Source organism: Mulberry dwarf phytoplasma (genome assembly GCF_056504655.1).
This window is the reverse complement of the sequence record NZ_CM151418.1, coordinates 544,293-560,059: the sequence shown is the minus strand read 5'-3', so window position 1 is coordinate 560,059 and position 15,767 is coordinate 544,293. Positions and strand designations below refer to the sequence as shown.

Annotated in this window: 14 protein-coding genes; all 14 read left to right on the top strand. The window is 30.2% G+C overall.

Annotated features, from left to right (window positions below; all coding sequences use genetic code 11):
• Nucleotides 1–117 precede the first annotated feature (117 nt).
• The 14 genes from JAHGCCOI_RS02775 to ychF all read left to right on the top strand — a co-directional run bounded on the left by JAHGCCOI_RS02775 (nt 118) and on the right by ychF (nt 15,689).
• Nucleotides 118–915 (top strand): HAD-IIB family hydrolase, encoded by a 798-nt coding sequence (locus JAHGCCOI_RS02775; RefSeq protein ID WP_479491927.1) that lies wholly within the window; start codon nt 118–120, stop codon nt 913–915.
• Between the two features lie 261 nt (nt 916–1,176).
• Nucleotides 1,177–2,043 carry a class II fructose-1,6-bisphosphate aldolase gene (gene fba, locus JAHGCCOI_RS02770; RefSeq protein ID WP_479491926.1) on the top strand — a complete coding sequence of 289 codons (867 nt, stop codon included), beginning with the start codon at nt 1,177–1,179 and terminating at the stop codon, nt 2,041–2,043.
• A gap of 106 nt (nt 2,044–2,149) precedes the next feature.
• Entirely contained in the window at nt 2,150–2,587 is a 438-nt protein-coding gene (locus JAHGCCOI_RS02765) for a hypothetical protein (RefSeq protein WP_227807330.1), read from the top strand.
• A 165-nt stretch (nt 2,588–2,752) separates the two neighbouring features.
• On the top strand, nt 2,753–3,949 hold the full coding sequence (locus JAHGCCOI_RS02760; RefSeq protein WP_212508931.1) for a phosphoglycerate kinase: 1,197 nt from the start codon (nt 2,753–2,755) through the stop codon (nt 3,947–3,949).
• A 160-nt stretch (nt 3,950–4,109) separates the two neighbouring features.
• Nucleotides 4,110–5,117 (top strand): type I glyceraldehyde-3-phosphate dehydrogenase, encoded by a 1,008-nt coding sequence (gene gap, locus JAHGCCOI_RS02755; RefSeq protein WP_227807332.1) that lies wholly within the window; start codon nt 4,110–4,112, stop codon nt 5,115–5,117.
• 373 nt (nt 5,118–5,490) lie between these two features.
• Nucleotides 5,491–6,171: a hypothetical protein gene (locus tag JAHGCCOI_RS02750; RefSeq protein WP_212775327.1), complete on the top strand. Its 681-nt coding sequence runs from the start codon at nt 5,491–5,493 to the stop codon at nt 6,169–6,171.
• A gap of 99 nt (nt 6,172–6,270) precedes the next feature.
• A complete protein-coding gene (locus JAHGCCOI_RS02745; RefSeq protein ID WP_227807335.1) occupies nt 6,271–6,918 on the top strand; it encodes a hypothetical protein in 648 nt (215 codons plus the stop codon).
• A gap of 142 nt (nt 6,919–7,060) precedes the next feature.
• Nucleotides 7,061–8,749: a M3 family oligoendopeptidase gene (locus tag JAHGCCOI_RS02740; RefSeq protein WP_479491925.1), complete on the top strand. Its 1,689-nt coding sequence runs from the start codon at nt 7,061–7,063 to the stop codon at nt 8,747–8,749.
• Nucleotides 8,750–8,948: 199 nt separating this feature from the next.
• Entirely contained in the window at nt 8,949–9,764 is an 816-nt protein-coding gene (locus tag JAHGCCOI_RS02735; RefSeq protein ID WP_227807337.1) for an ATP-binding cassette domain-containing protein, read from the top strand.
• Nucleotides 9,740–10,600 (top strand): ATP-binding cassette domain-containing protein, encoded by an 861-nt coding sequence (locus tag JAHGCCOI_RS02730; RefSeq protein ID WP_479491924.1) that lies wholly within the window; start codon nt 9,740–9,742, stop codon nt 10,598–10,600. Before JAHGCCOI_RS02735 ends, JAHGCCOI_RS02730 begins: the two co-directional genes overlap by 25 nt.
• 12 nt (nt 10,601–10,612) lie before the next feature.
• Nucleotides 10,613–11,659 carry an energy-coupling factor transporter transmembrane component T gene (locus JAHGCCOI_RS02725; protein WP_249291042.1) on the top strand — a complete coding sequence of 349 codons (1,047 nt, stop codon included), beginning with the start codon at nt 10,613–10,615 and terminating at the stop codon, nt 11,657–11,659.
• A gap of 93 nt (nt 11,660–11,752) precedes the next feature.
• Nucleotides 11,753–13,003, top strand: a complete 1,251-nt coding sequence (gene glyA, locus JAHGCCOI_RS02720) for a serine hydroxymethyltransferase (protein ID WP_479491923.1) — start codon at nt 11,753–11,755, stop codon at nt 13,001–13,003.
• A 479-nt stretch (nt 13,004–13,482) separates the two neighbouring features.
• Entirely contained in the window at nt 13,483–14,403 is a 921-nt protein-coding gene (gene rsgA, locus JAHGCCOI_RS02715) for a ribosome small subunit-dependent GTPase A (RefSeq protein ID WP_479491922.1), read from the top strand.
• 194 nt (nt 14,404–14,597) lie between these two features.
• On the top strand, nt 14,598–15,689 hold the full coding sequence (gene ychF, locus JAHGCCOI_RS02710) for a redox-regulated ATPase YchF (protein ID WP_479491921.1): 1,092 nt from the start codon (nt 14,598–14,600) through the stop codon (nt 15,687–15,689).
• Nucleotides 15,690–15,767: the final 78 nt, after the last annotated feature.

Here is a 15,767-nt window from a genome sequence, read left to right as displayed (position 1 = left end):
ACAATTAATTAATTCATCCCCTTTTTTTTCTAATTTCATTTTTGCATTTTTTCTTTCATTTTTGCATTTCATCATTTTTTGTGTTTCTCAAATACGATAGGATAATAGGAGTTTCAAATGAAACAAAAAAAAGAATCTTTATTTATTTTTGATATTGATGGCACCCTTTTAAGTTCTAAATATAAAAAAATCTTTCCCCAAACAATCAAAGCCATCCAAACTTTAGCCCAAAACCCTGATAATGTTTTAGCAGTTGCCACAGGAAGAAACATTAAAAGAATAGATGTTTTAGGCAATTTGCTACCTTATTTCAAACATTTTGTCTTTTTTAACGGCGGTCTTACTAAATATTTTGATAAAGTAATTGATGATAGACCTTTTAAAAAAGAAGTAGTCAAAGAACTAATCGCAAAAGCCCATCAAGCCAAAATTCACATAGGTCTTACAGGAATGACACAAGAAATTGTACCAAGCCCACAAGACTTAATTCCACCTTCATTAGGAGAACTTTACTGCACTAATAAAAAATCTGTAGTGGACCCTGAATTTCATCTGCACAACAATGTTTATCAAGTGTGGTTATTCGAACCCAACAAAGAAAAATTGCAAAATTTTCTTAAAGATTTGAAAGATTTGCAAGCGTATTATTGGAGAACTAATGGTGGTGTTGATTTGGTGCCTCAAAGTGTGAATAAAACTTGTGGTATTAAAAAATTAAAAGAATTTTACCCCCATCATCAATTAGTTTGTGTAGGGGACGGCTATAATGATGTTGAAATGCTTAAATTAGCTGATGTAGGCATCGGATTGGAAAACACCCATTGCCAAGAAATAAAAGATAATTGCAATCTTTTAGCTCCTCATATCGACGATGATAAATTCTATGATTTTTTAAAACTACATCATTTAGTTTAATTTTTTCTTTTGGATTTTGATTTTAAAACAGCATGCATTTTTACTTACTTTTATAATTTTTATATTTTTTTCTCTGTTTTGTGATTTTAAAACTGTTAATTTGCATTCCTTTTGACCAACAATAATATATTTTGTTTTTTGCACTTATACTTGCAAAACTACCCAGAATCCTAAATTATTTTTTAGTCCAAAAGCCAATTAACAAACCTCATTAATTACAATTTAGATGCAAATCTAAAACCAAAGAAAGGATTAAGTTAAATGTTAACTTCCGATAAAAATGTTCTTTTAAAAGCGCATCAACAAGAATACGCTATAGCTCAAGTAAATATTAATAATTTAGAATGGACCAAAGCTGCTTTACAAACTGCCGAAGAACTAAAATCACCTGTTATTTTAGGAGTATCCGAAGGAGCTGCGAAATATATGGGAGGGTTTAAAACAGTCGTTGCAATGGTAAGAGAACTAGACGCCTTTTATAAGGTTTCTGTCCCTGTTATTTTGCATTTAGATCACGGTTCTTATGAAGGTGCCAAACAAGCAATGGAGGCAGGATTCACTTCTGTTATGTTTGATGGCAGTCATTATGATTTTGCCCAAAATTTAAGTAAAACCAAAGAAATCACCGAGATATGTCACCAAAAAGGACTTTTAATAGAAGCAGAAGTTGGGGGCATCGGCGGCGAAGAAGACGGCATTATTGGTCAAGGAGAAATTGCAGATCCTCAAGAATGCAAACAAATTGCTGATTTAGGTGTTGATATGCTTGCTGCTGGAATTGGTAATGTGCACGGTAAATATCCTGATAATTGGACAGGACTTGATTTTAGTGTTTTTGCCAAAATTAGAGAACTTACCAACAAACAAACGCCCCTAGTGCTGCACGGAGGCACTGGTATTCCTGAAGACATGATTAAAAAAGCTATTTCTTTGGGAGTAGTAAAAATCAACGTCAACACTGAATTTCAATTAGTTTTTGCCCAAGCTACTAGACAATACATTGAAGAAAAAAAAGATTTAACAGACAAAGGCTTTGATCCGCGTAAGTTATTAAATCCCGGCTTTTTAGCTATTAAAGAATTAATGAGACATAAATTAGCTCTTTTTGGCTCAATCAACAAAGCTTAATTATTGAATATCAATATTTCCCAATTTTAAATCTTTCCCTTAAGAAAATATAGCTACAATTATAAAAAATTTCTTTTTTACATTTTAGAGAAGAAAGGTCCAAAATATGGCAAGTTCTAATACAAATATGAACACCAACAATACCATAGTTATTGTGTTATTAGCAATTAAAACACTTGTACCTATTGTTGTGGGTATTTTAGTCTTGCGCAGTTATTTTAAAGGCAAAAAAATTGAAACTAAACGTTGTTTTATTAAGTGGTTAATTAAAGATATTAAAATTAGGTTAATTGAATGCGATAATTTTAAACTAAAAGAACAGTTTTCTTTAAAAATTCAATTTATTGTGGAAAGAATTGATGATTTTGAAAAGCAACGGTTAATGGGAGGCGAAATGTTTTTAACTTTTGTAATAGGAGCTTTTACCAATCGCAAATACAACCTTATAGAAGGCGAACTTGACCAATACTTAGAAGAACTAAATGCCATTAAAGACGAATTGCCAGAATCAACAATTGAAAAAATTAAAAAACATAAACGATAAAATAATACCAATATTTAAAAATCATTATTCCTCTAAACGATGGATAAAATAAATAAAATAAAACAACAAAAAAATAAAATTAACCATTCAAACAAACTATTTACTAATTTAGATTAAAAATAACTTAAAAATAATTAATATTTCCTAAGTGAAAGGCATAAATGCATGACAAAATCCTTAACTAATATGAATATTACAAATAAAAAAGTTTTATTGCGAGCAGACCTAAATGTTCCTTTAGAAAACAGCGTTATCACAGATGACAACAGAATTAAGGCTATTTTACCTACTTTAAAATATTTAGTTCAGCAAAAAGCTAAAGTTATTATTTTTTCTCATTTGGGACGCGTTAAAACTGAAGCTGATAAAGCCCATTTTAGCTTGCAAGTGGTAGCTGAAAAAATTGCTTTTTATTTGCAACAAAAAGTAAAGTTTGTTCCAGAAACTCAAGGCAACACCTTAAATCAAGCTGTTGGCCAGATGCTTCCAGGGGATGTTTTAGTAGTCCAAAATACTCGTTTTGAAGATGTTCCTTTCAAAAAAGAAAGTAAAAACGACCCCGAATTAGGCAAATATTGGGCATCTTTAGGTGATGTTTTTGTCAATGATGCTTTTGGTACATGCCATCGCACCCACGCTTCTAATGTAGGTATTGCAACATATATCAAAGAAAAATGCTTTGGTTTTTTGGTCGAAAAAGAAATATCTTTTCTCAAAAAAATTGTCCAAACTCCTCAAAGACCTTTGGTTGCTGTTTTGGGTGGCTCCAAAGTATCTGACAAAATTGGAGTTATTCGTAGTCTTTTGCAAAAAGTTGATGTTCTTTTGATAGGTGGAGGAATGAGCTATACTTGTCTTAAAGCCAAATGTTTTAACATAGGAACTAGCTTGTTAGAAGCAGACAAAATCCCTTTAGTAAAAGAATTATTAGCTTCTCCAGAAGTCAAAAAAATCGTTTTACCTAAAGATTTTGTTTGTGGCAAAGAATTTTCGCCAACAACACAAGCAGCTGTTTATAGTTATGATAATATTTCTGATGATGTAATGGGACTTGATATCGGACCTCAAACAATTGAACTTTTCAAAACGTATTTACAAACGGCTCAAACAGTTGTTTGGAATGGTCCTGTAGGAGTGTTTGAATTTGAACAATTTTCTAAAGGAACCAAAGCTTTAGCCCAAACAATAAGCAATCTTTCGCCCAATACAACTACCATTATTGGTGGTGGCGATAGCGCTGCTGCAGTCTTTAAATTCGGTCTAGATCAAAATTTCAGCCATATTTCTACGGGTGGAGGTGCTTTTTTAGAATTTTTAGAAGGAAAACCAATGCCAGGGCTTGCATGCATGGAGAAACTGTAATCACAACTCCCCTATTTTTATTTTATTTTTTGATCATTATTATTCTTCAAATTACCAAATATTACAAACATCACAAAATAAAACAATCCACACAACCAACAAATAGATCCATCATTTACATTAAAAAAGAATAAAAAAAGAAAAAGAGGTTTAATTAATTATGAAAGTTAAAGTAGCAATTAATGGTTTTGGGCGTATCGGTAAATTAGCCTTTCGTCTTGTTTTTGGAAATCCTAAATTTGAAGTAGTAGCTATCAATGATTTAGCAACTTTAGAAACTATTTCTTATTTATTAAAATACGACAGCATTCAAAAACCTTACAAATTAGACGCTGTTAGTTTTAAAGACAACTATTTAGTAGTTGAAGGACAAAAAATTCCTGTGTTTCAAGAAAAAAATCCTCAAGATTTACCTTGGAAAAAACTAGGAGTAGATATTGTTTTAGAATGTACAGGTTTTTTTACTAGCAAAGAAAAAGCAGCTCTTCATTTAGAAGCTGGAGCTAAAAAAGTGTTAATTAGTGCTCCTGCTACTGGGGATGTAAAAACAGTTGTTTACAATGTTAATGACCAAATACTTACTAAAGAAGATGCCATTGTAAGCGGGGCTTCTTGCACTACTAACTGTTTGGCGCCCGTTGTTAAAGTCTTAAATGACAACTTCGGCATCAACCAAGCTTTTATGACTACCGTTCATAGTTACACCAGTGACCAAAGTTTAATTGATCAAAACCATCCCAAAGGCATTTGGACACGTCGCGGTAGAGCTGCAGCCTTTAATATGGTGCCAAGTTCTACTGGAGCTGCCAAAGCTATTAGTTTAGTTATTCCTGAATTAAAAGGAAAACTGGATGGTACAGCAATTAGAGTTCCTACAATTACAGGCTCTTTGGTTGACCTTACCGCAGAACTGACTCAAGAAGCTACTCCAGAAGCCATCAATGAAGCTTTCAAAAAAGCTGCTAATGAAACCCTAGCCTACGTTACAGATCCTATTGTTTCCTCAGATGTTATTGGAACAAGTTATGGTTCTTTATATGATTCTCACACTTTGCAAGTCCTCAAAGAAAAACCTAAATTTATTAAATTAATGTCTTGGTATGACAATGAAATGAGTTATGTTAGTCAATTAGTAAGATTGCTTCACAAAGTAGCAACTTTAGTTTAATCCTTTTTGAATCTATTTTTATTACAAATAAAACTCCTTAGATCATTTTTTTGAAAGTGGTCTATTTTCTTTATTCTCTCCTTTGCAACTCTTCAAAAATATTGTTATCACCTTATTATTAATTAAATTTATTATCAATATCTTTTATTAATGATTTTCTATTGGCGATCATCCCACTATTTTTTCTCCACTTTTTTCCCTTAGTTTATATTTTTATTTGCAACATTATATTATTATAAAATATTATCAAAACCAATAATTATTCCCTTGCTAAAAATACCCCCTTCACCTTTATTTTATTTTTTTACCCCAATTATTACTTTGCCTGATGAAAAGTAATTTTGATATTTCTTTAGAAAGAAATTAATCTCATATGCTAAAAACCAACAACAAAGAAACAAAAGTTTTTTTCTCCCCCTTGCAAAAACACATTATTGCTTCTACTTTGTTAGGATTCACAATTGTGTTAGAATTTGCTTATGATAAGTTAGGGATTGCCAAAATGGGAGCAAATATTGGCTCTTTTATTAAAGTTTCCCTCCTTCCCTTAATTTTAATTGGTTTTTTATTAGGCAAAAAACATAGCTTTCTTTTTTGTACTCTTTATGCCTTATTTCATCTATTTAAAGCTATTTTTTTAAGTGAATCCACCAATATTTTAGCTTATATGCAAGCCCAACAAATGCGCTCCTTACAACAAATTGCAGTTTTACTTTTGGATTATCTTTTAGTTGATTTATCTTATAGTCTTTCTTTTGTTTTTTATACCCCTAATTTAAAATATTTTGATAATTATAAAAGCATTTTACTTAATTTATTAATAGTTTTTGCCTCTGTTTTTGCTTTTAAATGTTTGGCTTCTTATTTTATTTGGTTGCCCCTTATTGCAAATAAACAAAATTATTTCCCCTTTTTAGCTCCCCTAATCAACTACCCTATTATTTGGTGTTTTTGTTATAATTTAATCCCCGTTTTTGCTACTTTTATCTTTATTTTTATTTTTTTATTTTTCTTAAATCCTAGAATTAAAACTTACCTTAACTATTATAGATAATTTTTGCCCCCTCCTCTTTTTTCCTCAATGTTGTCAAAGAACATTTTATTAATTCAATATAAATAATAAAATTACATACACAAAGAAAAGAGAAAAACTATGAATAATAATTTTAATCGCAATCCAAAACTTTTAAGACAAATTATCCTAACTTCTTTTTTAACTTCCTTATCTATTGTTTTATCTAAAATACTACAAATTATATTCCCAGATAAAACAACATCTTTTCCAGGGTTTCATTTTATTCATATAGATGTAAATATTCTTGTCTATGTGCGTTTTTTACCTTTAATTGTAATGTCTTTTTATGTTCCTTGGCATCTTTCTTGCCTGGGTGCTTGTTTGGCTGAAACAATTGGATATTTTGTAGGATATGGTTATGAATTTGGTTATCAGTTTGAACTGATTGCTAATTTAGCTTGTGTTTTATCGTTTGGATTATTACCTGGTTTGTTGTTAAGACCCCAAGATAATTTTTTAAAAATGTATTTAGTTGTTGTCATGTTATCAGCTTTATATCAAACATTATATTGGTATGTAATGTTAAAATGGTGGTGGACAGCCGAAATAAATATTTTTTCCCAAGATATTACCATCCAACAAATTGCAACAACTATGGTAAATAAAGGGCTCTTTATTGCTTTGCCCCTTGTCTTTGTGACTTCCCTTTTTGTAGTTATCCTTTTAAAAGAGCTGTTTAAAAGATTGCAATTTTTAGCAGATACTTACGAATTTTATAAGAAATAATCAAATTTATTAGTTTATAATTAAAATGTAGTTATTCGACAATAAAATATTTTTTCAAACTAACATAAATAAAATTAAACTTGCCACGCCGTTGCTATTTAGATATTTTTCATAAAAATTAAAAAGATAGGATTAAACCAAAGTGAAATTTCAAGATTTTGAATATCAAAGAGTGGATATTGTTCAAAACAAACAAACTATTTTGCCTATGATAGAGGCTTTTTTGGATGCTTCCTTACCAGAACAAATTAAAATTATTAACCGTCTTAATTCATTAATGGATGAAATTAATTCCATGTTTACTTTGGCAGAAATTAGGCATAGCCTAGATGTAAAAGATACTTTTTATCAACAAGAAAAACATTTTTGTGACCAAAATGCCCCTTTGCTAACCGAATTACAACATCAATTTAGCCAAACTATGGTAAAAAGTAAACATTATGACGCCTTAGTACAAGAATTTGGCCCCCTGTTATTTGACCAAACCAAACTATTTTTAAAAACATTTGACCCTAAAATTATTCCTTATTTACAAGAAGAAAATACTTTAACAACCAAATATCAAAAATTAATTTCTGATCCTTCTGTTGCTTTTGAAGGCAAACTTTATAATTTAAGCCAAATGGCTCCTTTTTTGGAATCGTCCCAAAGGCAAACTAGAAAAAATGCCCAATTAGCTGTTTCGCAATTTTTTGCTAAAAATGAGCAAGAATATGACCTTATTTATGACCAATTAGTCCAAACACGAACCAAGATGGCTCAAATATTGGGATATTCCAATTTCGTTGCCTTAGGTTATGATCTTTTAGGACGCACTGATTACGATGCTAACCAAATTGCAGATTATCGCACCAACATTTTAAAATATGTTTTGCCGTTTTATACCATGACTCAAAAACGTAAATCCAAACGTTTAGGTATTGCTAAATTGGAAAGTTATGACAAAAGTTTTAATTTTTCAAGTGGCAATCCCAAACCTCAAAGAGGAGTTGATTTTCAGTTAACCCAAGCAAAAAAAATGTATCATGCAATGTCTCTCCAAACCAAATTATTTTTTGATTTTCTCTTAGAAAAAAATCTATTAGACCTAGATAGCAAACCCAACAAAACAGGCGGTGGATACTGTACTTACCTTCCTAAATATAGCGCTCCTTTTGTTTTTGCTAATTTTAATGGCACAAGTCATGATGTAGATGTTTTGACTCACGAAATAGGACACGCCTTCCAAGTTTATCAAAGTCGTCATTTAATTCCTGAGTATCGTTGGCCTACTTTTGAAGCAGCTGAAATTAGTTCTATGGGAATGGAATTTTTAGCTTATCCGTGGGTAAAAGATTTTTTTGCCCAAGATGTAGACAAATATCAATTTCTACATTTATCCCAATCCCTTAATTTCTTACTTTATGGTGCTTTAGTGGATCATTTTCAACATGAAGTTTATCAAAATCCTCAAATGACTCCTGCTCAAAGAAAAGAGTGTTGGCGTAATTTGGAAAAAAAATATTTGTTGTTAGAAACTTATGAAGACGATCCTTTTTTAGAAAAAGGTACTTTTTGGTTCCGTCAAAGCCACATTTTTTCTACTCCTTTTTACTACATTGACTATACTTTAGCCCAAGTTTGTGCTTTAGAAATTTGGCTTTTAAGCAAGCAAGATTATTCCAATACTTGGCAAAAGTACTTAAAATTATGTCAATTAGGCGGTTCACAAACTTTTTTAAACCTTTTAAAAACTACAGGACTTACTAATCCTTTTGAACCTAATCACTTAAAAAACATTGTTTCTTTTGTAACTTGTTATTTGCAAAAAATTGATGATACTAAATTTTAATTACACCATTTTATAACAATTTTTCACTCTTTCCACAAAAACTCAATCTTATTTTATATCTTATATTACGATTTGCGATTCGTTGCAAAAGTGGTTTTGCCTTTTTCAAACTAACCTCCCCTCGAAATAAATCAACTACCTCAAAAATGCCCCATCAAAACTACCAAACAAACAAACAAAGAAAGAAAAATTTAAAGTTATGATATCTATTCAAAATTTAACTTTTTATTACGGTTTTAATCCTATTCTCAAAGATCTTAATTTAACCATTCAAAATAATTCTTGGGTTTCTATTGTTGGTCATAATGGCTCGGGAAAATCTACTTTAGCCAAAATTTTAGTAGGGCTGCTTTCTTGTACCAAAGGACAAATTTTAATTGACAATATCGTTTTAAATGAAAAAAATTTGTCCCTTTTGCGACCTAAAATAGGTATGGTTTTCCAAAATCCTGATTATCAGTTTACAGGACTTACTGTAAGAGAAGATATTGCGTTTGGATTGGAAAATTATAATGTTTGTAGAGAAGAAATTATAGCCAAAGTTTGGCAATATGCCAAAATGGTAAAAATAGATGATTTATTGGACACAAACGTGAATCAACTTTCAGGGGGACAAAAACAACGTGTAGCAATTGCCTCCATTTTAGCGATGGAGCCCGAAATTATTATCTTTGATGAAGTAACTTCTTTTTTAGATCCTCAAGGCGCTTTGGAAGTGCAAAAAATTATTCAAACCATTAAAAATAAAATTTTGATTACCATTACTCATGATTTAGAGTTTGCTGCCAAAAGTGATGAAATTATTGTTCTTGATCAAGGAAAATTAATTACCCAAACCCCACCCCAAAACCTTTTTCAAGACCCTTTATTTTTGCAACAATATAAATTGAAACCTCCTTTATCATTAGAGCTTTACTATGAAATTTTAAAAGACAGCACCACTAAAAATATTAAAAATAATCAAATGTTAGAAAATTTAAAGGATATTTTATGGCAATACAATTTGAAAAAGTAAACTTTTATTATAAAAAACCACCCCACCCTCCCCAAAAAACTACTGCCACTTTATCTGACATTAATTTAAAAATCAATTCTCAAAATGAATTTATTGCTTTAGTGGGGAAAACCGGTTCAGGCAAATCGACCTTAGTGCAATTAATGAATGCTTTGCTTACCACAAATATAGGAAAAGTAACAGTTTGTGGCACTACCATAACTTCTAAAACAAAAAAAGAACTCTTAGTGCTCTTGCGCCAAAAAGTAGGTTTAGTTTTCCAATTCCCTGAATATCAATTATTTGAAATAACTGTTTTAAAAGATGTAATGTTTGGTGCTGAAGTTTTTTTAAATAACAAACAACAAGCCCAAAAGCAAGCTTTCAAAACTTTAGAACAAATCAACATTCCTCCCGCTTTACATCAAAAATCTCCCTTTCAAATTAGTGACGGACAACAAAGAAAAGTCGCTATTGCAGGTATTTTAGCCATGCAGCCTGATATTTTAATCCTTGATGAACCTACACGTGGTCTTGATTTGGAAAGTAGCTCTGATATTATGGATTTTTTACAAATTTTGCATCAAACATTTCACAAAACTATTATCATTATTACTCATGATATGAATTTGGTTGCCCAATATGCAAAACGTGTTTTGGTTTTGTCTCAAGGAAAATTGCTTTTTGATGGCACAAAAGAAACTTTTTTTGAACACTCCCGATTTGAGCAATTTAACTTAGATATTCCTGATACTTTTAAAATTTTAAAACATTTAAATCAAACTTTAGGAATCCCCTTTCAAGCACACTATTGTTTTAGCACCCTTGCCCAATATTTAAAAGAATTTTATTGTTAAAAGGTATTATTGATGAAAAATAATGATTTTACAAATAATAATTTATCCCACCCCTCTTTATCGCGTTGTTTTTTGTACCAACTCCATCCTTCTATCAAAATTCTTGCTTTTGTGTTGCTGTTAGTTTTTATTTTAAAATTGCCCATTAATGTTGAAAATATTGCTCCAAATCAAGTTTTTATTTTTGCAAACCCCAAACGCATCACTTTATTTTATCTTTTTTGTGTGGTAGCTTTAATGAGTCTTTGTTTCTTTTTTGGAGTAACTTGGAGTTATTTTTGGCAAAGAATTAAACATTTAAGATTTGTTTTTATTATTTCTTTGGTAATAAATTTAGTTCCTTCGGAAGATACTTCTTTTAATGCTTTTATGCGAGCTCAAATTCCTATTTTAAGTTATGATGCCATCCATTCTTTTTGGTTGTTTTTAATATGTATTTTATTGTATAATTTCACTAAAAAATATATTCCCTTTAAATTATCTTATTTGTTATTTTTGCTTTTGTGCGTCTTTGTTATTCCTTCGTATTTTCCTTCCAATATACAAGAAATTTTGGGTTGCAAACCTAAAAATTATATATTGCAAACGACTTCTTTTCTAAGAATTTGTTTTATTATGACAAGATTGTTTTTAATTGTGATGTTGTTTTTTTTATTCAATAAAATAACTTCTTTTATCGAAATTCAAGATGGTCTAGATATTATTTTGTCTCCTTTAAAAAAACTCAAAATTTCTACTGAAACTTTTACTTTGATGCTTTCTTTAATTTTTATGGCTAATTCTTTTTTATTGCAAGAAACCAATAAAATTTTAAAAGCTCAGACAGCAAGAGGCATGGATTTGCACAAAAAAAATATTTTTAAAAGAATTAATCATCTTTTAGCCTTATTGGTTCCTATTTTTGTGTTGGTTTTTAAAAGGTCTTTGGTAATTTCTAATGCTATGGAAGTAAGAGGTTATGTTTTGGGAGCTCCTCGCACCAAAATGATTACTTATCGTTGGAAAATGCTTGATTTTATAACCATAACTACCATTTTTGCTCTATTGTTTATCAAATAAATTCGTATTTGTAAATGCTTTTATAAAACATTTTGTTTTTCCAATAATTACATTGAATGCCCAAAAATAAAAAAAGAAAAAGGTTGTGCCCAAATGAATCAAAAGTTAGGATTAAAAGACCAAGATCAAGAAATCTTTGATCTTATTGAACAAGAAAAAATTAGACAAAAAGAAAATATCTTATTAATTGCTTCGGAAAATTTTGTTTCTCAAGCAGTATTAGATGCCCAAGGAAGCATTTTGACTAACAAATATGCAGAAGGTTATCCTCAAGCTAGATATTATAATGGTTGTAAAAATGTAGATCAAATAGAAAAAATTGCCATTCAAAGAGCAACCAAGCTGTTTGGTGCTAAATATGCAAACGTCCAACCTCATTCAGGTTCACAAGCCAATATGGGAGCATTTCAAGCCTTATTAAAACCTGGTGACAAAATTTTAGGATTATCTTTAATGGATGGAGGACATCTTACTCACGGTCATAAATTAAGTTTTTCTGGTGGTTTTTATGAAGCTCATTTTTATAATGTCAATCCCCAAACTGAAATGCTTGATTATGATGAAATTCGTAAAGTTGCCTTAAAAGTTAAACCTAAATTAATTATTGCAGGATATTCGGCTTATTCTAAAACTATTAATTTTAAAAAGTTTCGTCAAATTGCTGATGAAGTTAATGCCTATTTAATGGCAGATATTGCCCATATTGCAGGTTTAGTTGCTTGTGGGCTTCATCCTTGTCCCTTTGAAGCTAACGCCGATGTTGTTACTTCTACTATGCACAAAACGATGAGAGGACCGCGTGGAGGTTTGATTTTAACCAATAAAGAAGAAGTATTTAAAAAAATAAATCGTGGTATTTTTCCAGGTATTCAAGGAGGACCTTGTATTCATACTATTGCAGCTAAAGCTGTTGCTTTTCAAGAAGCGATGATGCCTTCCTTTAAAGAATATCAAAAGCAAGTTATCAAAAATGCAAACACCTTTGCTAAAGCCTTCCAACAAAAAAGTTATCGCATTGTAAGTGGAGGCACTGATAATCATTTATTTTTAATTGATGTTAAACATAAAAATCCTGAGTTTACAGGATCCAAAATTGCAAACATGTTAGAAAAAATAAATATTGTTGTCAACAAAAATACCATTCCTTTTGATCAAGAAAAACCTTTTGTGACAAGCGGTATTAGAATTGGCACACCTGCTATGACAACAGTAGGTTTTAGAGAAAATGATTTTATTTTAGTTGCAGATTTGATGGACAAAGCTATCAATCACTTGGACGACGAATCTTATTTAGCCCAAATTAAACAACAAGTTTTGGCTTTATTAAGTAAATTTAATAAGTAAAAAACAACATCCCTATTTTCAAACATAAAAATAATTATTTTGTAATCCTACATTTTTTCTTGCCTAATTCCATTAACAAAATATTAATAAAACATTAACAAAAGACTCCTTTTTATTAAGAGGTCCTTCCTTTTTTATGTAACAATTTTTGCCACCCCCCAAAACTTTTTTATTTTGCAACAAACATCCCATTTGTCAAAGTCACACCCATAAAAACATTAGCAAATAAACTCTGCTTTTGCTTATTTAAACCCAATTTATCTTTATATGTAATTATTGTTTTTTTATATGTTATAATAAAAATAATTAATGGTTTTTTTTAATTAATTATAAAAAAGTTACTCAAATTAGAATAAATTAGTATCTAGCATTTTTTATCGCGCACACACAGACAATTTAAAAATTTTTAAAAAGTAATTTAGACAAAATAAGAAAAAAATAATTAAAAAAGATTTCAAAATATAAAAAGGAGTTATTATTTGGAAAAAGCTTTAGTATTAAGATTTTTGGCTGGAGTTTATTATATTAAAGATTTAGAAACTCAAATTATTTTGGAAGCTAAAAAAAGAGGCAAATTAAAAACCCTTGATATCAAAACTACCCAAAAAGAAAATAGTTTTGCCTCTGACTTTATTATTAAAGTAGGCGATATTGTGTTTTATGAACTTTCTTGTGATACTTATTTAATTCAATCTATTTTGCCTCGTAAAAATGAATTAAAAAGACCTAATGTTGCCAATATTGACCAGGTATTGCTAGTTTTTTCCTTAGTAAAGCCCAATTTTCAATTTCTTTTATTAGATAAGTTTTTATTAATTTTAGAACAACAAAAATTAGATGTAGTTTTGGTTTTTTCTAAAATAGATTTGTTAGAACCTGAAAACATTACAACAATGCAACAACAATTATCTTATTACCAAAAATTTCAACCCTTTTATTATATTAACTCCAAGCAAAAAATAGGAATAGATGCTCTTAAACACATTTTTGCTAATCAAATTACAGTTTTGGCAGGACAAACCGGAGTAGGAAAATCGACCTTACTCAAAGCCTTAATTCCAGATGCCAAACTCAAAACACAAGAAATTTCTGAAAGTCTTGGCAGAGGCAAACATACCACCAAAAACGCCCAATTATACGAGTTTAATGGTGGATTTGTTGTTGATACTCCTGGTTTTTCTAAACTAGACTTAACTACTTTTTGCCCTAGGACTTTAAAGAATTTTTATCCTGATTTTGTAGAACATGTTTGTGATTGTTTTTTTGGTGAAAGTTGTCTTCATTTGCAAGAAGAAAAATGTGGCGTTAAAAAAGCCTTAGAAAACGGCAAAATACTTCCCTCTCGATATCAAAATTATGTGAGCTTTTACGAAGAAATCAAAAACCAACTCAAATATTAGTTATTTTTTATTTTTTTGCACATTTTTTTATAGCATCATTTTAGAACTCAATTTAAGAATTGCTACAAGATTGCATTTTATCTATTTTTTACACAATTGTAAAATCGCATTTTACCCCCAAACAAAAAACCACCCCCCTTTTTTTACCAACCAATTATTTTTTACAAAATAAAATACCATAAGGAAACTCAAAAATGAAAGTCGGAATTATTGGTTTGCCAAATGTGGGCAAATCTACCTTATTTAATGCTTTAACTAAAATGCAAGTTTTAGAAGCTAATTATCCTTTTGCCACTATCGAACCTAATGTTGGCATTGTAGAAGTTTCAGATTCGCGGCTCCAAACTTTATCTCAAATTTTTCAATCTCAAAAAACTATTTCTGCTTTGATAGAATTCAAAGATATTGCAGGTTTAGTGGCGGGAGCTTCCAAAGGCGAAGGGCTTGGCAATCAATTTTTAAGTCATATTCGCAATGTAGATGCTATTTGTCATGTGGTTAAATGTTTTGAAGACCCCAATATTGCTCATGTGACAGAAACGAATAATCCTGTAGAAGAAATTGATATTATTCAAACAGAACTAGCTTTAGCAGATTTAGAACAAATTGGAAAATGCTTACTTAAACTGGGTAAACAAAAAAATAAACTTGACAAAGAATTATTGCAAGAAAAAGCGTTATTAACCAAAATTAAAACCCATTTAACTACTCAAGATTTAAAAAATTTGGTTTTTTCGGATGAAGAATTAAAGCTTGTCAAAACCTTTAATTTGTTGTTTTTAAAACCTTCCCTTTATTTAACCAACATTAAAGAACATGATTTATTATCTTTGGATTCCAACGTTTTTTATCAACAAGTTTTAGCGTATGCTACTAAAGAATCCAAAAAAGTAATTCCTTTGTGTGTGCAATTAGAAAAAGAAATATCGTCTTTAGACTTTGCAGAAAAGCAACTTTTTTTAAAAGACTATGGTCTTGTAGAATCAGGGCTTACTAAATTAATTCAAGAAAGTTATGCTCTTTTAGGTCTCCAAACTTATTTTACTGCAGGACCTAAAGAAGTTCGCGCTTGGTCTTTTAAAAAAGGTCTTAAAGCTCCCGAATGCGCCCGCATTATTCACACCGATTTACAAAAAGGTTTTATTAAAGCCGAAGTTGTTTCTTACCTTGATTTATTAGAAGCCCAAACTTTTCAAAAAAGCAAAGAAAAAGGCAAAGTTCGCATTGAGGGCAAAGAATACATAGTTAAAGATGGTGATATTATTACTTTTAGATTTAATGTTTAGTTTAATATTCAAACTTTTAATTTTGAAATTCGATTTTTTCTATTTTCAACTTTAACCCCCCAAATAACAAATTATCAA